Here is a 19,202-nt window from a genome sequence, read left to right as displayed (position 1 = left end):
TGTATTATTTAATCAGGTAACGAAATTTTCCCCATGGTTACGGATGGAATTCCTTTGTGTGAGCCAAAATTAAAATCTTCGCCAGCTATAGTTTCATTAGCCAAAATAGCAAACAAAACGGCTTCTTTGGCATCGCCTGAAATACCCAGTTCATCTGTTTTGTGAAAATCGCAAGGCAACAATTCTTTAAGCCATTGCACTAGTAAGGGATTGTGCATGCCTCCGCCGGACAGGTAAATTTTGAAATCTTCGAGTTTGTCGGTGGAGTTGTTTACGGCATAATGAATGGCTTCGGCAATCGTTTCGGCGCTAAAACGGGTTAAAGTGGCCAGTAAATCGGGAGCAGAAATGGTTTCAGAGGAACTTCTGGTCAAGGCTGTTTTTACGTATTCGGCACTAAAAAGCTCCGGACCTATTGTTTTTGGAAATTCCTGACGGAAAAAAGCATCGTCTTTTAAATGATCGAGCAATAACTGATTTACAGTTCCTTTTCGGGCTATTTCGGCATCTTTGTCGTAACTTTTTTCAGGGTAATACTGTTTTGTAAAAAGATCGATCAGGGTATTTCCGGTTCCGGTATCGGTTACGAAAGTTTCTTCGGGATTTAATGAAGCAGGTAAGAAGGTAAAATTAGCAATACCACCCATATTGAGCATGATGCGATTTTCGCCCTTTTTTCCAAATAAAAAATAATCTCCGTAAACAGCTAACGGAGCGCCTTCACCACCTGCTGCAATGTGTTTTTGTCTGAAATCGGAAAGGGTAATGATACCTGTTTTTACGGCAATATGATCGCCATCGCCAATTTGTAAAGTGGCGTTTGGAAATTTTTCCTGTTGGTGTAAAAACTTAGGAGCGTGCAAAACCGTTTGTCCATGTGAAGCAATCAAATCGATTTCGGCGGAGGGAATATTTCGTTTTTTGAGAAAATTATTGATCATTTCGGCATGCAGTAAACCAATCCATTCGTTGAGCATCACCAAATGTTGAAAATCAATTTCTTTCTTCGCGAAAACTTTACGGATTTCAAATTTAATGTCTTCCGAATAATCAATGGTTTCAAATTGAGCTATTCTGACAGTGCTATTTTGCCCAGAACCTGAAATTTCGCATAAGGCAATATCGAGCCCGTCAAGCGAAGTGCCGGACATTAACCCAATAATGCTGCGGGTTTCTTTTTGAGCAATTTGGTACAGTGCGTTTATATTTTTATTCATGAAAATTGAATTTTATAAAGACGATTTGAATAATAAAAGTGAGAAAATGAACTCTTTGGGTATAATTGTTTTTAACACATAGAAACATAGTATTACTTGTTGTGTAAAAGGCGTTTCACTTGCATCAGTACACATAACTGAATGTTAAAAAAAACATTTAGACTCATTGATATTTAAGTAAAATAATGTGCGTAAATCTTTTTATTCTCATTTTATCTGCCTGATCTGCTAAATCAGCGTGAAAAAAGTTAGCCCGCAAATTTAGCAGATTTAGCAGATTTAAATTAGAGTTATAGTCCAGTGTGTTGAAATATTTTTTTCTTTACATCCAATGGGTTAAAATTAGAGTATTTTGGCATTAATCGGCTTAAAAGTATATTTTTTCGTCGGTTTTTTTGCTGGTAAAATAAAGGCCTGTATAGGTAATTAGTGCATTTATAAGGATCAATTCATTGTCAAAGACATAACCGAAAAGAGCTTTCGAATTTTCGCTTAGTACATAAGTTAAAATAGGGGCTACGATACAAAACCAAGGTACCAGTTTGTCGGTTACAATTCTGTTTTTCTGAAGTAATCCAAAAGCATACAAGCCCAGCAGCGGCCCATAAGTATACGAAGCGGCCTTGAAAACCAGTGCCACAACAGAACTGTCATTAAAAGAATTAAGAACTATAATGACCAAAAAGAACAGAAACGAAAAGGCGAGGTGCACTACATGTCTTCGTTTTACATTTTTAGGATTTGAAATGTTTTCGGTTTTATCCATTCCCAGAAAATCAACACAAAAAGAAGTGGTCAGAGCTGTTAAAGCAGAGTCGGTTGTAGCAAAAGTGGCTGCAATGATTCCTAACAAAAATACCAGAGCGGGAACAGTAGCCAAATGATTCAGTGCAATCTCCGGAAAAAGAAGATCCGTTCTGGGTTTGTTGGTTACCAAATCCAGCGGTACGGAAATGTTGTTTTTTGCAGCATACATATACAGTAAAGCTCCAAGACTTAAAAAAAGAAGACTGATTGTGACAAAAATAACGGTAAAAGTGTACATGTTTTTTTGTGCTTCTTTAATGTTTTTGCAACTGATGTTTTTTTGCATTAAATCCTGATCCAGTCCTACCATCGCAATCATGATTAGTAACCCTCCTAAAAATTGCTTGGCAAAATGGTATTTATTGGTCAGGAAATCATCAAAGAAAAAAGTTTTAGAGTACTTACTGTTTCGAATTGCTGAAACCGATTCGAAAATGGTTAAGTCTAAACTGTTTAACACGAAATAGATGGTGATAAAAACGGAGGACACCAAAAAGAAAGTCTGTAAAGTATCTGTGATAATAATGGCTTTTAAGCCGCTTCGGTAAGTATATAAAAAAACAAAGGTTAGACCTAAAAATACGGTGAGCGGAAACGGAATGTGATAGTAGTCAAAAACATAACGCTGCAGTACAAGTACAACCAAATAAAAGCGCAAGGCAGAACCTATGGTACGGCTTACCAGAAAAATAGAGGCAGCCGTTTTGTAACTGTTTGTTCCCATTCTTTTTTCGATATAGCTGTATATCGAGGTAAGATTCATTCTGTAATACAAAGGGAGTAATACTTTTGCAATTACAATAAGCCCTACGGCCTGTCCCAATATAAACTGAAAATATTTGAACTGCTCTCCGTTTGGAGATCCTACCTCGCCCGGAACGGAGATAAACGTTAGTCCGGACAGCGAAGTGCCAATCATTCCAAAAGCTACTAAATACCATTTGGAGTTTTTATTGGCTTTGAAAAACGAATCGTTGTCCTGTCCTTTTTTGCTGATGATTTGAGAAATCAGTAATAGTATGCCAAAATATACGATGATGAAGATTAAGATGGTGCTTGAAGACATTTTGGTTTTGAATTAGTGATGAGATTATTTTTTTAAGTTGTTCATGAGCTTGATAAAAGATCTGTTAAACACAACATTGTTATTTCTACGTAGGAGAAATCACACGCGAAACTCCGCATAGAAAGTCGCCAATCTTTGTCGAATTACTAGTGTGATTTCTCCCTTTGGTCGAAATGACGTAAACTTTGCAGGAAATTTATTCACCATAGTAGTAAAGAGTTTATTTCTTAGCGTTGTTTGCCTGTAAAACAGCCCTCACACTTTTGTGTTTCTCTAACAGTTCAGCTGCCAGATCGTGTTCAATTTGAAGTTCTTCCACGATCATTTTAATAGCTCTTTTAACTAATTTTTCGTTAGACAATTGCATGTCGACCATTTTGTTGCCTTTGATTCTTCCCAATTTGATCATAACCGAAGTTGAAATCATATTTAAAGTTAGTTTTTGTGCTGTTCCTGCTTTCATGCGGGTACTTCCGGTCAGGAATTCGGGGCCAACCACAACTTCAATCGGATAATCGGCAACTTCGGCAATCAGTCCTTTACTGATACAGGAAATGCTTCCGGTTTTAATATTGTTTTCTTTGGCTTTTTTAAGTCCGCCCAATACATACGGAGTGTTCCCGGAAGCAGCTATTCCGATAACAAAATCCAGACTCGAGATCTGATGTTTCGATAAATCTTTCCAGGCCTGCTCGGTATCGTCTTCGGCATTTTCTACGGCTTTTCGAATGGCGGTATCGCCTCCGGCAATAATTCCGATAATCATATCATGGGATACTCCAAAAGTAGGAGGGCATTCAGAAGCATCTAAAATTCCAATACGCCCTGAAGTTCCGGCACCAATATAAAATAATCGTCCGCCCAACTGCATTTTTTTCACGATGGCTTTGACCAGTTTTTCAATTTTCGGAATTTGCTTTTCAACAATATGAGGTACCTTTTGATCTTCTGTATTCATGTTGATCAGCAGTTCTTTGGTGCTCATCTGATCCAGATTTTTATAAAGGGACTCTTGTTCGGTTTCGGGGTTTTTATTTTTCATAATACATAGCTGTAGTATTGTTTAATCGTTTATTTGTTTAACCGTTAAGCTGTTTATGGTTTATTGTTTATTGTTTATTGTTTGGAAATCAAAAAACAATAATCACAGAATGTCAGTCTTCGACTTCGCTCAGACTGACAATGCCTCGACTTCGCTCGGCCGGACAATGCTTCGACTTCGCTCAGACTGACAGACTCGATTTATAAATCAAAAAATAATAATCAGAGAATGTTAGTCTGAGCGAAATTAAAATTGTCAGTCTGAGCGAAGTCGAAGACCGACAATTTTTAAATAGCCGGATCAGCAGGAGTATTTGTATTGTTGTTTCGTTCAGAATCCGGATAAGGATACCAGTTGCGATTTCTTTCGGCACTGGCTGTTCCTGCTCCCGGACGGTCAAATCTTCTGCTGTCTTCCAGTTTTAGGCTCGACATGTACATTTCGATACAGCGGTTGCGGTAAATTTCGGTTAAGATAGCCGGTTTGGTTGCGGCTCCTGCATATGGAGGAAGATTGGCACCAATGCCATAAGTATCTGCTCCGGCTGTTTTGGTTAAAACCTTATTGAGTTCGATAAGTGCTTGCGGTAAATTGTCTTTTCGGGCATAACTTTCGGCTTTAATTAGTATCATTTCGCCTGGTAAATACAGTGGAATCGATTTGGTATTCGAATCAAAGAACCCTGTGGCAACAGTTGGATTTGAACCCGGTTTGATGTAAAAATTCAGTCTTCCGTCTGAGTTTGAAGGAGCTAAAGCAGGAGGTAATCCCAAAGTCAGATCAACAGGCTGAAAAACATTGTTGGTCGTAATCGAGATATAAGCAATAGGGTTGGCGCTAATCTGATCAAAAGCAAAAACCGATTTTACAGACAGGTCAACCATACCGGCATAGGTAATGGCGTTGTCGTAATCTCCTGCCATCAGATACGTTCTGGCTAATAAGGCATAAACGGTATTTTTGTAATTAATGCTAGTAACCAATCCTGTTGCTCCGGTCGCTTTGTCCAGCAGTGGTTCTGCTACTTTTAAAATTTTGATGGCTTCGGTTAATACATCTGCTCTGGAATCAAATGTGGCGTTTTTACCTGTTTTTAGCGGTACGCTTTGAAAATACTGTACCAGAGTGGTAATTGCCATTGCCTTAAAAATAGAAGCATGAACCATAACACTGGCTTTTTCGGTATCTGAAGTTAATACGTTGACATTATCGATCACTTTTTGCGATTCAGATTTAATTACTAAACATTGTGACCACAGATTGTTTACGACCTGATTTTTGGTCGAAAGTACGCCGCCGCCCACAGAAAGTTCACCTTCGTCAACATTTCCGGCGTTTAGCAATCGCAGTTCTTTTGTGGTAAATCCGTTTCCGGTAATGGTGTTGTAAACGGGGCTTGTTCGGTCAACGCTCCAAAGAAGCTGTAGTCCGTTGGCAGCACCAATAACTCCCTCTCGGGTTCCAAAAACTAATTCCTGAGAGGGCTTGGTAGGGTCTAGATAATCTTCGTTACAGCTTGTTAAAAGCATTGTAAGGGCTACTATAGGGATGAATATTTTTTTCATGATGTTTTAATTTGGTTAGAATTGAACTTTTACCGCCAAGGAATAAGAACTTGGAATTGGCACGGTTCCAAAATTGTATCTCGCAACCGAAGACTGTCCGCCTGAGTTGGTTTCCGGATCGAAACTGGTAAAGTGATCCCACGAAATCAGGTTTCTTCCACTGGCTGTAACCGTCAGATCGTCAAAGAATTTGTTTAATTTTCCGAAAGAATAATTCAGTGAAACTTCTCTTAATTTCAGATAACTTCCGTCTACCACTCTAAATTCTTCCACATTATAAACCGACCAGATGTACCCACGTGGTAATTCACCGTTAAGTTCCTGAGTCACAATTTTTCCTGATCCTACACCTTGTCGGGTTCTGTAATCGGCATCAAAAACGTCTACGCCCTGAACACCGTCAAACAATACAGAAAGACCGAATTTTTTGTAATTCAGATTGGCTCCGAAAGCTATAATATAATCCGGGTTTGGATTCCCAATTTGTTTGTTCAGAATAGTTCCGGTTGGCTGTCCTGAAGCATCTCTTTGTGGTGCTCCGGTATTGACATCTCCTTTTTCGGTTTGTGGATATCCGCTTGGAGTTAACAACAAACTGCCATCAGGATTTCGGGCAAAATAAGTTCCGTAGAAAATTCCGATAGGTTTGTCCATCTCTACAAAAACTGGAGCTCCTGCTAAGTTACTGTCCAGTTTGAAACGAGTTTGTGGTAATCCTGTCACTTTGTTTCGGTTGCTGCTGTAGTTTACAAAAACATCAAGGTGCAGGTTTTCTTTTTTGATCAGATCGTATTTCAAATTGATTTCGAACCCTTTGTTGTTCATTTGTCCGATGTTTTTAATCGTATTTGTTGCGCCTTCAGAAGCTGCCAACTGAACCGGCAATAACAAGTCATCAATATCGGCATTGTAATAGCTGAAAGATAAATTAAGACGGTCTTTGATGAAACCAAAATCACCTCCAATTTCATACGTAACACTTTGTTCCGGTCTTAAATCCAGATTTCCTTGTTTGAATCCTTCGATCGTAAAAGCACTGTTTCCTAAAAGCGTTCCCGTAGAATAATTGGTAAAACGGGCATAAGGTTTAATCGCGGTTAAACTTCCTGATTTTCCCCATGAAGCTCTAAAACGTACAGAACTTACAGCATCGTGAATATTTTGCATAAAAGGTTCGTCTGAAAATACATAACTCACACTTGCTTTTGGATAAAACTGAGAGCGGTTAGCACTCGAAAAAATAGTCGAAGCATCCTGTCTTCCTGCAACTGTAAGGTATAATTTGTCTTTGTAACCAACAGTTTCCTGAAGGTAATATCCCCATAAATTATATTTGGACTGACTGGAACTTGGTGAACCCGGAATCAAAGTATTAAAAGCATTGATAGTTTCGATAAAAGGTTTTAAGTTACGTCCTTCAACTGCTGCAAAATTATCGCGATACGTCTGCACATTGTAACCTCCGTAAGTAGTAGCTTTCCATTTGTCGTTAATATTCCAAAGATATCTTAAATTCAAATCGTTATTGAATTGTACTACTCTGTTAGTAGCCTCAGAAACATACCCGTCATTGTAGTAAGCAGGATTCACAACATATGGATATCTAGGGATGAATACATTTCCTCTCTGATTGTAGTTGTCGATACCAAAAATCAAATCGGCATTGAAATTTTTAAACGGTGTGTAGTTCAATTGCAAATCCGAAATAATACGATCCGTATTTTGTTTGATTTTGAAAGTTTCGATAATCGAAAGTGGATTCACCCTGTTTGGATCAACAGCTAAAAGATTGCCATTTACGTCTCTTTGATTGATGTCGTAGATATTATTGGTGATGTTGATCGCGTTAATCGGACTCCAGAAGACGTTTCCGTCCGGTTTTTCATTCGAACTGGAGTTTACATAATTTAATCCCACTGTAGCGGATAGTTTTGAGTTGAAGTCATGTTTCAATCTCACTTTGGCACCCGCTCTTTTAAAATCGGTATTTTTTATAATTCCTTCGTTTACCAGATAACCAAGAGAAGCAAAATATTTGGTTTTCTCGTCTCCGCCTTGTAGGGAGAAATAGGTATCAGTTCCGACACCCGTAGTAAAAATATCATCCTGATAGTCATGTCGCTGTACATTAGTTGTTCTGGTTTCAAGGTTTCTGCCTAAAACCGTTACTGTAGTTGGACTCGCAGGATTTCCCTGAATTGGGAACAGGGCTGGTGAAGTACTTACAAACTGCTTGTCAGACATATTCATGTCCAGTTTTTTGCGAATTTGGTTAGAAGTCACGCTGGTTGAAAAGGTATATCTGGTTTCTCCTGCGACTCCTTTTTTAGTTGTAATTAAAACCACACCATTGGCCGCTCTTGATCCGTAAATGGCTGCGGCAGCACCTCCGTTTAAGACTTCAACGCTTTGAATATCGTTAGGATTAATGTCCGCAGATCTGTTCTGACCAATTTGCATGTTAGAGTTTCCAGTAGTCACGTTTAGGTTGGTTACGTTGGTAGTGGCGTTGTTTAAAACCACACCATCAATAACATATAAAGGATCTGAAGAACCTAATATAGAAGAAGTTCCTCTAAGCTTGATACTGAAACCCCCGGCTGGATCACCCGAGTTTTGAGAAACCTGAGCACCAGCAATTTTTCCCTGCAGCGCCGTAGAGAGACCTCCGGGCTGTGCTTTAACTAAATCTTCTCCTTTTAAACTGGTTACTGCATTTCCGAGTTCTTTACGGGTAGCGCGTACGGTGGAACCCAGTACAACAACTTCAGAGAGAGCGTTCGTTTCTTCGGTCATTTTAAGGTTGATTGTAGTCATGTTTGCTGTGACCTTGATTTTCTCCGAAGCAAATCCTACAAAACTAAAAACGAGCGTTTCGTTTTCATTTGCAGTGATGCTGAATTTTCCGTCCAGATCAGTTGTAGTGCTTTTAGAAGTACCTTCGATCAAAACGGATACTCCTGGAAGAGAAAGTCCGTCGGTAGTACTGATAATCGTACCGGTTACGGTTTTTGACTGCGCAAAAATGGGCTGCGCAAACAAAATAATTCCAAATAAAAAGAATAGTTTTTTCATTTTTAAAATATTTGTTTGGTTAGAGATTTTAAATGTAGAGAATTATTTTTTATAAATGCAAATTTTTGCAACATATTTAATTAAAATATTAAAAAACGCATAAAAACGCATATAATTATGATTTTGTAAATGCTGTGAGGTTTTTATGGGGTGTTTTTGAAATAATTGTTTAATAATCATGCATGATCATGCAATATATTTTTATATTTGTTCAAAAAAGTTAAAATGCTTAAGAAAGAGAGACATCAGTTTATCATGGATAAATTCAAGAGTGTCGAAAAGATAAACACGATCGATCTTGCCACAGAGCTCAGTATCTCTGAGGATACCATACGCAGAGATTTTAACGAATTGCACAACAAAGGCCTGATCAATAAGGTATACGGTGCGGCTTTTCCCGTAAAGGAGAAATCCAGTAACGTTTTTGATATATATATAATCAATGAAGATAAAAAGAGAATAGTAGGGCAGAAAGCCTTATCGTTTCTGAATGAAGGTCAGGTGATTATCATGACCGGAGGAACTACCAATTTGTCTTTTTGCAAACTCATTCCAATTGATTTTTCGGCTACCATATATACGTATAGTCTTCCTATAGCCATGCAATTGTCGCAGCATCCTAATATAGAACTGATTTTTATTGGTGGAAAACTGCAGAAAAAAGCCATGGTAACCGTGGGTATCGATGTGGTACAGGTACTGTCTAAAATCAAAGCCGATGTTTGTTTTCTGGGAGTGAGTAGTTTAGATGTTAATCAGGGACTTACCGAAATGGGTTACGAAGTTTCGATCATCAAAAAAGAAATGATTAAAGCTTCTGATAAGGTAATTGTCCTTGCAACTTCCGATAAAATTAATGGCAAAATGCCACATCAGGTTTGTGGTCTCGATAAAGTAGATGCTATCGTTACTGAGCTCAATTCTAAAAGTCCCAAAATCAAAGGTTTTATAGAAGCAGGAGTACGGATGGTTTAATGGAATTGCATGATTGTGCAGTATTTGTTTTAGATGCCTTTTAGAGAATAGATAGAGGTTAAAAAAGTTGTGAAATTAAAGAAAGCTTGTAAAACACAATCAAAAGAAAATCTCAGAACCTTAGCGCCTTTGCACCTCAGAACCTCAAAAAAAACTATTTTTGTAATTCACGGAATCCGTTTTAGTTTATAAACCAAGTTATAATGTCAATAATTAAAGAGTTAGAACAATTATCAGCATCATTAGAAGGAACCCTTTTATATGATGATCTTCATAAAACGCTTTATTCGACCGATGCTTCTGTGTATCGAATTAAACCCAATGCGGTAGCGATTCCCAAAACAATTGAAGATATTGCCAAGCTGATAAAATTTGCAGGACAGCATCAGATGTCGATTACGCCAAGAACGGCCGGAACTTCGTTGGCAGGACAGGCAGTAGGAGACGGATTGGTTGTTGATGTGTCGAAGCATTTTACTAAAATTATTTCGTACAATGCCGAAAAGAAAACCGTAACAGTTGAGCCTGGTGTAATTCGCGACGAGCTCAATTTGTTTTTAAAACCGCACGGCGTATTTTTTGCCCCAATTACATCAACTTCAAATCGCGCAATGATTGGCGGTATGGTGGGGAATAACTCTTCAGGAACCACTTCGATTCGATATGGAGTGACACGTGATAAAATTGCTGAGGTAAAAGCTCTTTTAAGCGACGGTTCGGAAGTGGTTTTTAAGGATCTGACTTCTGCTGAATTTATCGAAAAAACCAAAGGGGATAACTTAGAAAATAAAATATACAAAACCATTTACGACGAGCTTTCTGTTGTTGCCACTCAGGAAGAAATTGTAAAAGAGTTTCCGAAACCCGAGATTCACCGAAGAAATACAGGTTATGCTGTTGATATTTTGCTGAAATCGGATTTGTTTGGCGGAACTGAACCCACTGTCAATTTAGGCAAACTGCTTTGCGGGAGCGAAGGAACACTGGCTTTTACAACTGAAGTGACGCTGAAAGTAGACGACCTGCCTCCGCCTCACAGCATTATGGTTGTGGGACATTATCACACGATTCAGGAATCATTAGAATCTGTTGTTGTAGCAATGAAGCATCATTTGTACACGGCAGAAATGATTGATGATACCATTTTAGATTGTACCAAAACGAATCGGGAACATATTAAAAATCGTTTCTTTTTGGTGGGGGAGCCCAAAGCTATTATGTTGTTTGAAGTCGCGTCGAATACTTTAGAAGATGCTGAAAAACAAGCGGATACTTTGATTGCTGATTTGGAAAAAAACAATTTTGGTTATGCACGAGTAAAGATTTATGGGAAGGATATTGACAAAGCGAATGAACTGAGAAAAGCCGGTCTGGGACTTTTAGGAAGTATTGTTGGTGATGATAAAGCAGCCGATTCAATAGAAGATACTGCGGTTGAATTGAGCGATTTGCCGGCTTATATTGCTGAATTTTCAGCCATGATGAAGCGTCACGGACAAGAGGCAATTTATTATGCACATGCCGGAGCGGGTGAGCTGCATTTGCGTCCGGTGTTGAATTTGAAAAAAACATCCGATTTAAAACTTTTCAGAACCATTGCAACCGATGTGGCTGTTTTGGTTAAAAAGTACAGAGGATCTCTGAGTGGAGAACATGGTGACGGAATCGTGCGTGGTGAATTTATCCCATATATGATTGGCGAATCCAATTATGAATTGCTAAAAAGAATTAAGCTGGCGTTTGATCCCAACTCGGCTTTGAATATTGGTAAGATTGTGAATGCCTTAAAAATGGACGAAAACCATCGTGTGGTTTCGGGCAGAGTTGAACCGGATATTAAGACGTTTCAGGATTTCTCGGATAGTTTGGGGATTTTGCGTGCTGCCGAAAAATGTAACGGTTCCGGTGATTGCAGAAAGTTACCGTCGGCAGGAGGAGCCATGTGTCCAAGTTACCGCGCGACGAAAAATGAAAAAGAAACCACGCGTGCCAGGGCGAATGCCTTACGAGAATATTTGACCTATTCAGAGAAAGAAAATAAATTCGACCAGAAAGAACTTTACGAAGTTTTTGAATTGTGTGTGAGCTGTAAAGCCTGTGCCAGCGAATGTCCGAGTAATGTAGACGTAGCCACGCTGAAAGCAGAATTTTTATACCAATATCAAAAAGCAAACGGCTTTTCGACCCGAAACAAAATCTTTGCACACAATGCCAAACTGAATAAAATGGGAAGTTTGTTTCCGTCGATTACGAATTTTATTTCCAATCAGTCTCTCGTGAAAAAAAGCATGGGAATTGCTCCGGAAAGACAGGTTCCGTTATTGGCGAAAAAAACGTTCAGAAAATGGTACGAAAATAATAGGCCACAGCAAAATAATTTCCCCAACGGACAAGTGTATTTGTTTAATGATGAATTTACCAATTATTACGATGTTAATATCGGTATAGATGCTTTTGAACTATTGACAAAATTAGGTTACGAAGTTTTAATCGTCAATCATGAAGAAAGCGGAAGAACGTATTTGTCGAAAGGATTTTTGGAAGAAGCGAAGAAAATTGCAGATATCAATGTGACTATTTTTAAGGATTTAGTTTCAGCAAAAGCACCTTTAATCGGAATAGAACCTTCGGCAATTTTAACGTTCAGGGACGAATATTTACGTTTGGCAACGAACAAAGAAGCAGCTGAAAAAGTAGCTAAAAATGCTTTTACGATAGAAGAATTTTTTAAAAGAGAAATTGTCGATGGTAAGATCACGGCCGATTCTTTTTCGGCAGAAAAGAAAGAAATTAAAATTCACGGACACTGTCATCAGAAATCCCTGAGTTCTGTTGAGGCGACATTTGCTATGCTGAATTTACCAACGAATAATGTGGTTACCATTTACAATTCAGGTTGTTGTGGAATGGCGGGATCATTCGGTTACGAAAAAGAGCATTACCAGGTAAGCATGCAAATGGGGGAAGATACATTGTTTCCGAAAGTAAGAGCGACCGCTCAGGACGTAAAAATCGCCGCAGCAGGAACTAGTTGCCGTCATCAAATTTATGACGGAACGAGCAGGGAAGCAGAGCATCCGGTGAGTATTTTGAGAAACTGTTTGAAGTAGAATGTTGTTAGCCACGAATTTCACGAATTGACGCAAATTTTTTTGTTTCTAATCTTTGTAAAAAAAAATAGATTCTATTCTTTTTGCCACAGATTATGAGGATTAAAATGATTTAGAATAAAAGAAATTGGCGTTAATCTGCTAAATCTGCAGAATCTGCGAGAGAAAAAATAGTCAAGTATTTGAAATGCTAAAAAGTTTTCCCGCAGATTTTGCAAAATTTGTGCTAATTCGTGCAATTGCTTCGCCTGTTCGCTATCGCTCGGGTTGTGGCGGAAAAAAAAATCGGCGTGAATCCGCAATAATCCGTGGGTGAAAATAATTCATCACAAAAAGCGATGCAAAACAAAATCGTTTTATATATTTGAAATCAGGATAATTTTTGCATTATTTGCAAAATAAAACCACAAAGACCGAATTAAATTAATTTTAAAAGCATAATTACATATGGCATTATCAGGTTTATTCCGAAAAAAAACGGTACAAGATATTCTGAAGCAGGTTGCAAAAAACGATGCAGACGGTCATAATGCATTAGGAAAACACTTAACTGCCAGAGATTTAACTGCCTTCGGAATTGCTGCTATAGTGGGTGCCGGAATTTTTAGTACGATCGGAAAAGCCAGTGCAGATGGCGGACCAGCCGTTATATTTTTGTTTTTATTTACAGCGGTAGCTTGTAGTTTTGCCGCTTTTGCCTATGCAGAATTTGCCTCAATGGTACCTGTTTCAGGAAGTGCTTATACCTATTCTTATGTGGCATTTGGTGAAATTATAGCCTGGGTAATTGGCTGGGCTTTGATCATGGAATACTCCGTTGGAAATATAACCGTTGCGATATCGTGGAGTGATTATTTTACGGGACTTCTCGCCAGTGGAGGGGTTCATCTCCCGCAGTGGGTTCAGATGGATTATTTAACCGCTTCAAACGGATTTAATAACGCAACAGCTTTAATGCATAGTGGAAAAGCCTTTGAAAATTTAGAACCTGCTCTGCAGTCTGCTTATACGGCCTGGACAACTTCTCCGGTTTTATTTGGCTCGTTTCATTTTGTTGCCGATCTTCCGGCTTTATTAATTATCATCTTGATTACGGCATTGATTTACCGCGGAATGAAAGAATCCCGTAATGCCAGTAATATCATGGTTGTGGTAAAACTTTGCATTGTACTTTTGGTAATTGCGGTTGGGATATTTTACGTAGATACAGCCAATTGGGATCCGTTTGCACCAAATGGAGTAAGTGGTGTATTAAAAGGAGTTTCTGCAGTATTTTTCGCTTACATTGGTTTTGATGCCATTTCAACTACAGCCGAAGAATGTAAAAATCCGCAAAGAGATTTACCACGCGGAATGATGTGGGCGATTATTATTTGTACGCTTTTGTATATCGCCATTGCCTTGGTTTTAACCGGAATGGTGCGTTATAACGAATTAAATGTAGGTGATCCGCTAGCGTTTGTATTTGAAAAATTAGATTTAAAATGGATGTCCGGAATTATTGCAGTAAGTGCGGTAGTGGCAATGGCCAGCGTTTTGTTGGTTTTTCAAATGGGACAGCCTCGTATCTGGATGAGTATGAGCCGTGACGGATTGTTGCCAAAACGTTTCTCCAGAGTTCATCCGAAATTTAAAACCCCATCTTATGCAACTATCGTAACTGGTTTTGTGGTTGCAGTACCCGCGTTATTCTTAAATCTTACCATGGTAACAGATTTGTGCAGTATCGGAACTTTATTTGCGTTTGTATTGGTTTGTGCCGGAGTTTTAGTATTGCAAAATAAGCCGGAGATTCCAAGAGGAAAGTTTAAAACGCCTTATATCAATTCAAAATATATAATGCCGGCTTTATTGATCATAGGATTAGTTTTTGCCTTTGGTTACAATAAAAAGGCTACGATGAGTTTTATCACCAATGAGACCCAGGTGAATAGTCCGGCAGATATTATTACTTCATTGGATAAAAGCGATTCTGAAAAAGTTTTCCATTATTTAAAAAGTATCGATGTTCAGAATAAAACTTCAGAAACATCCGATTTAGAGCATTTATTGAGTCAGTATCAGGATGACGAAGCAAAATATGTTGAGGTTGTAAAAGGTTTACCTATAAAAGAGACTGCAAAATTTGAAAGCGGACTGAGTTTATTCAAACATAAAATTCCAATGTGGATCTTCTTATTGGTATTAGTTGGTTTAACGGTTTGGGCTTTCAAACAGAATCTATCCTTAATTCCGCTTTTAGGCTTGATCTGTTGTTTGTATATGATGGCCGAATTAAGTGTTTGGAACTGGATTTATTTCACAGTTTGGTTGCTTATTGGTCTTTGTATCTATTTTGGCTTCAGCCGAAAAAACAGCAAGCTAAACACGGAGAATGTTATAAGTTAAACGTTATAAGAGTTCCATCGGAACGAAATATATTGTAGAGATGGATTTTAATCCGTCCGCCATCGGAACGAAATATATTGTAGGGATGGATTTTAATCCGTCCGCCATCGGAACGAAATGTATTGTAGGGATAGATTTTAATCCGTCCATTGAAATAAAAAAAATATAGATGATAAGCCGTTCTGAGAATGTTTTCATAACGGTTTTATTATTTTGTATAAGGTAAATGATCTTTTCATTTTAAACAGGCACAAAAAAAAATCCGCCAAAAGAAAAACCTTCAGCGGATTTAAACAAACTAAAAAAAAATACGTGCAAATTTATTTATAAAGAATTGTTTTATTTTGCAAGATGTCAAGCTCTGTCATGCAAGCTTTCATCATTTTGTAGGTACGTTCAATGTCATTGTCCAGACCGATAGAGAAACGGATTAAACCATCCGTCAGTCCCATTTCGGCTTGTTCTTCTAACGGAATTTCACTTGAAGTAGAGGTCCCCGGTGCGCTGAATAATGTTTTATAAAACCCTAAACTCACCGCCAGATAACCTAAGTTTCTTGCCTGCATCAGTTCCATTAATTCGTTGGCCTTTTCCAATGATCCCACATCTATGGTGAGCATTCCTCCAAAACCATATTCCGGATTGATCATTGTTTTGTACAATTCATGACTTGGGTGACTTTTTAATCCCGGATAAACCGTTTTTAAACCGTCTTTCTCAAATTTGTCAGCCAAAACGTGCGCATTATGACTGTGCTGCTTGATACGAATATGAAGCGTACGAAGGTTTTTCATCACAGAAGCCGAACGCAGGCTGTCCATCGTAGGACCTAATAACATACTGGCGCCTGAATTTACATTTTTTAGTGAATTGATAAACTCTTTCGAAGCACAGGTTACGCCGCCCACGGTATCACTGCTTCCGTTTATGTATTTGGTTAAACTGTGAATCACAATGTCTGCTCCTAATTTTGCAGGAGAAACCGATAACGGTGAAAACGTATTGTCTACGACCAATTTTAGATTGTATTTTTTGGCAATTTTAGCCAGGCCGGCGATATCAGCTACTTCCAACAATGGATTGCTAACCGTTTCACAGTATAGAACCTTAGTTTTAGAGGTGATCGCTGCTTCTACAATATCAAGTTTGGTAATGTTGACAAAGCTCGTTTCGATTCCAAAGCGAGGAATGAAATTCTTTAGGAAGGCATACGTTCCGCCATAAATAGTTCTGCTTGAAACAATATGATCACCCGCACCACAAAGTTGTAAAAGCGTAGGAGTGATAGCCCCCATTCCGGAAGCCGAAACATTGGCAGTTTCTGTTCCTTCCATCGCTGCCAGTGCCTGATCCAGATACAAGTTACTTGGAGAAGAATGACGGGAATATAAGTAGCAACCTTCCATGTTCCCTTCAAAAGTATCGAACATGGTTTTGGCTGAAAGAAAAGTATAAGTAGAAGAATCTGAAATCGATGGGTTAACACCACCAAATTCACCAAAGTATTGCAAATCCTGAATTTTGTCTGCCGGGTTAAAGTGGTTCATAGCTTGGTAGTTTATAGTTTGTGGTTTATAGTTTATGGTTTATAGTTTATGGTTTATGGTTTAGGTTTTTTTGAGACCACTATTTTGACTTTTACTTTAAATAAGAACCTTTTATGTTCTTTTTTGAAGGAAATCTTTTTCAAAATAAGAGCTAATTGGAAAATTAATCAATCACGAAATGAATAATTAGATTTTAAAACTATAAAAATGTATTTTTCCTGATTTTTAATCTAAATTTGATGAATGTAAGATCAGTTAATAGATTTTCTTTCATTTTACAACAATAAGAACAAACCATCAACCATAAACCCTAAACTGAAGCCATGACTTTAGATGCCACAGATAAAAAACTCCTGGTTTTATTACAAACCGACAGTAAAAAAACAAACAAAGAATTATCCTTAAAGCTCAATCTCTCTGTAACGGCGGTTTATGAGAGGATTAAAAAGCTGGAGCGTGAAGGCATCATAAAAAACTACGTCGCTCTGGTGAATAAATCTAAAATTGAAAAAGGATTTGTGGTTTTCTGTCATTTAAAACTGATTCAGCATACCAAGGAATTCCTAACTAAATTCGAAAGTGAAGTTACCAAGCTAAACGAAGTTCTGGAATGTCACCACGTAAGTGGCGATTATGATTATATCTTAAAAGTTTTGGTAAAAGACATGGAAGCGTATCGTGAATTCCTGGTCACAAAATTGACTTCACTTCAACATATTGGCAGCACACAAAGCATGTTTATGATTAGTGAAGTGAAGAATTCAACGGTGATTTCTTTTTAAGGGACTAAGATTCTGAGAGACTAAGGTGCTAAGTTATTGATTTCTGAGTTTTTTTGGGTAAAGGTTTAAAGGGACAAATGTTTTTCTTAGAAATGTATAGCTGTGCGTCTAAAACGTGATGAATCTTTGCATTTTTCGCGATTTTATAAGAATTACAAAATCAGCATGATCTGCAAAATCTGCGAGAGACAAAAAAACTTCGAGAGAATTTGTGTAATCCTGGTCACAAAATTGACTTCACTTCAACATATTGGCAGCACACAAAGTATGTTTATGATTAGCGAAGTGAAGAACTCAACGGTGATTTCTTTTTAAGGTGCTGAGAGACTAAGATTCTAAGGTGTTTGATCTCACAAAGTCCTAGAGTGATAATCAAAAAAACTTAGTTTTTTATTTAATGGCATCTTCAAAAGTTGGCCTTGTTCGTTTTCCAGATATTACATCTATTATGATTGATTCAATATTTTTATTTATTGAGTCATTTGGCTGTAATTTAATGGCTTTGTCAATTGTTGCTTTTGCTTCCTGGTCTTTTTTAGCAACAAGTAAATTCATTGCATGATTGCCTAATAATGCAAAGTCATCAAGGCTTCTTTTTAGAGATTCTTCAGAATAAAATATCGCTTTCTCAATGTTTTTTAGATGCATAGCTTCTAATGAAGCTTCCATAGGAATTATATGGTTTTCTAATTCAAGTTTAAAGGCAAATTCCAATTGTTCAAGAGCTTCTTTGTGCCGCTCAAGTCTTTGAAGTGCTTTAGACATTAAAATCATACTTTGCCAATGTTCTGGAACTATTTCAAGGCATTTTTTGAAATCTTTTATAGATTCTTCAAGTTTTAATTTGTCAGACTCCTTCAATTCTTTTTTCTGGTATCCGTCTAATAAAATCAGTCCTTCTTGCTTTTTTCCAGCTCGCTCAAAGATTTCATTAAATTCTTGATTTTTTTTATTTTCAAATTCTAGCTCATCAATTTTGTTATTGATTTTGCCATTTAAAAGATTTTCAATTTCTTCTGGAATTAATTCTTTTGTGAAATCTGAGTAAGGATTTAGTATAAATGTTGCTCCATTCAATGTTTCAAACAAAACTTGCCCTTTTAAGCTAAGATATGGAACAATTTTAGGGATTATTCCTTTGTCAAATATTCTATTTATAGATGTGAAGATTGGAATTTGTCCGTTTTCAAAAATAACACATTGAATTGTTACGTCATTCTCCAGAGTTTGATTTCCAATTCCTGAAATAGAATTATCGTTAGTCAATACATACAATTGATTTTCTAACAATTTTACATAAAACTCCTTTTGAGCAGAAAAATTTGATGCTGCTTGCATTAAGTATTTTTCGATTTCATTTTCCGGAAATGTTGATTCCGTTTTCTTTTTTTTAAATATGTCAAATAATCCCATTGTTGGTCTTTTGTCTGCTCTTAAAATTGTTTCTAATGTTTTACTATTTTGTAAGGTTACGAAGTCCGGAACCAGTTATTTTCTGCTAAAGGTATAATTTATTGCGAGACTCTTAGCGCTTTTAATGGTAAAATCCGCAATCAAAATTTCACCCAAAAAACATTGAAAATTAAACTTCAAACAAAACTTTATTCCTTAATTTTGTAACGCTAAAA

11 protein-coding genes and 1 pseudogene are annotated in these 19,202 nt (G+C 37.5%); 5 read left to right on the top strand and 7 right to left on the bottom strand.

Going from position 1 to position 19,202, the window contains the following annotated elements; genetic code table 11:
* Positions 1 to 8: 8 nt before the first annotated feature.
* The 5 genes from C245_RS0105080 to C245_RS0105055 form a co-directional block, all read right to left on the bottom strand.
* Positions 9 to 1,217, bottom strand: a complete 1,209-nt coding sequence (locus tag C245_RS0105080) for an anhydro-N-acetylmuramic acid kinase (RefSeq protein WP_017495503.1) — start codon at positions 1,215 to 1,217, stop codon at positions 9 to 11.
* Between the two features lie 367 nt (positions 1,218 to 1,584).
* Entirely contained in the window at positions 1,585 to 3,090 is a 1,506-nt protein-coding gene (locus tag C245_RS0105070) for a sodium:solute symporter (protein WP_017495502.1), read from the bottom strand.
* Positions 3,091 to 3,310: 220 nt separating this feature from the next.
* Positions 3,311 to 4,132: an N-acetylmuramic acid 6-phosphate etherase gene (gene murQ / locus C245_RS0105065; RefSeq protein ID WP_017495501.1), complete on the bottom strand. Its 822-nt coding sequence runs from the start codon at positions 4,130 to 4,132 to the stop codon at positions 3,311 to 3,313.
* 287 nt (positions 4,133 to 4,419) lie between these two features.
* On the bottom strand, positions 4,420 to 5,697 hold the full coding sequence (locus C245_RS0105060) for a RagB/SusD family nutrient uptake outer membrane protein (protein WP_026109878.1): 1,278 nt from the start codon (positions 5,695 to 5,697) through the stop codon (positions 4,420 to 4,422).
* Between the two features lie 15 nt (positions 5,698 to 5,712).
* Entirely contained in the window at positions 5,713 to 8,772 is a 3,060-nt protein-coding gene (locus C245_RS0105055) for a SusC/RagA family TonB-linked outer membrane protein (protein ID WP_017495499.1), read from the bottom strand.
* A 225-nt stretch (positions 8,773 to 8,997) separates the two neighbouring features.
* Here C245_RS0105055 and C245_RS0105045 point away from each other — a divergent pair, with 225 nt between their 5' ends.
* The 3 genes from C245_RS0105045 to C245_RS0105030 all read left to right on the top strand — a co-directional run bounded on the left by C245_RS0105045 (position 8,998) and on the right by C245_RS0105030 (position 15,245).
* Positions 8,998 to 9,747 (top strand): DeoR/GlpR family DNA-binding transcription regulator, encoded by a 750-nt coding sequence (locus C245_RS0105045; protein WP_017495497.1) that lies wholly within the window; start codon positions 8,998 to 9,000, stop codon positions 9,745 to 9,747.
* A gap of 203 nt (positions 9,748 to 9,950) precedes the next feature.
* Positions 9,951 to 12,857, top strand: a complete 2,907-nt coding sequence (locus C245_RS0105040) for an FAD-binding and (Fe-S)-binding domain-containing protein (protein WP_017495496.1) — start codon at positions 9,951 to 9,953, stop codon at positions 12,855 to 12,857.
* 447 nt (positions 12,858 to 13,304) lie between these two features.
* Positions 13,305 to 15,245 (top strand): amino acid permease, encoded by a 1,941-nt coding sequence (locus C245_RS0105030; protein ID WP_017495494.1) that lies wholly within the window; start codon positions 13,305 to 13,307, stop codon positions 15,243 to 15,245.
* A gap of 320 nt (positions 15,246 to 15,565) precedes the next feature.
* Here the strand turns inward: C245_RS0105030 and C245_RS0105015 are convergent, their stop codons facing one another.
* Positions 15,566 to 16,792, bottom strand: coding sequence for an aminotransferase class I/II-fold pyridoxal phosphate-dependent enzyme (locus C245_RS0105015; protein ID WP_017495491.1), 1,227 nt, complete (start codon positions 16,790 to 16,792; stop codon positions 15,566 to 15,568).
* Between the two features lie 323 nt (positions 16,793 to 17,115).
* Here C245_RS0105015 and C245_RS0105005 point away from each other — a divergent pair, with 323 nt between their 5' ends.
* Together C245_RS0105005 and C245_RS24490 are read left to right on the top strand one after the other, a co-directional pair.
* The gene (locus C245_RS0105005) at positions 17,116 to 17,574 is read left to right on the top strand and encodes an Lrp/AsnC family transcriptional regulator (protein WP_017495489.1); all 459 of its coding nucleotides are present in this window, start codon (positions 17,116 to 17,118) and stop codon (positions 17,572 to 17,574) included.
* Between the two features lie 219 nt (positions 17,575 to 17,793).
* Positions 17,794 to 17,889 (top strand): annotated as a pseudogene (locus C245_RS24490) (AsnC family transcriptional regulator); the annotation flags it as partial.
* Positions 17,890 to 17,964: 75 nt separating this feature from the next.
* Here C245_RS24490 and C245_RS0105000 read toward each other — a convergent pair.
* Positions 17,965 to 18,987, bottom strand: a complete 1,023-nt coding sequence (locus C245_RS0105000) for an SseB family protein (RefSeq protein ID WP_017495488.1) — start codon at positions 18,985 to 18,987, stop codon at positions 17,965 to 17,967.
* Positions 18,988 to 19,202: the final 215 nt, after the last annotated feature.

Source organism: Flavobacterium sp. WG21, from assembly GCF_000335775.1.
GTDB lineage: Bacteria > Bacteroidota > Bacteroidia > Flavobacteriales > Flavobacteriaceae > Flavobacterium > Flavobacterium tructae.
The sequence above is the reverse complement of the archived record's forward strand: the minus strand, read 5'-3'. Positions and strand labels throughout refer to the sequence as shown.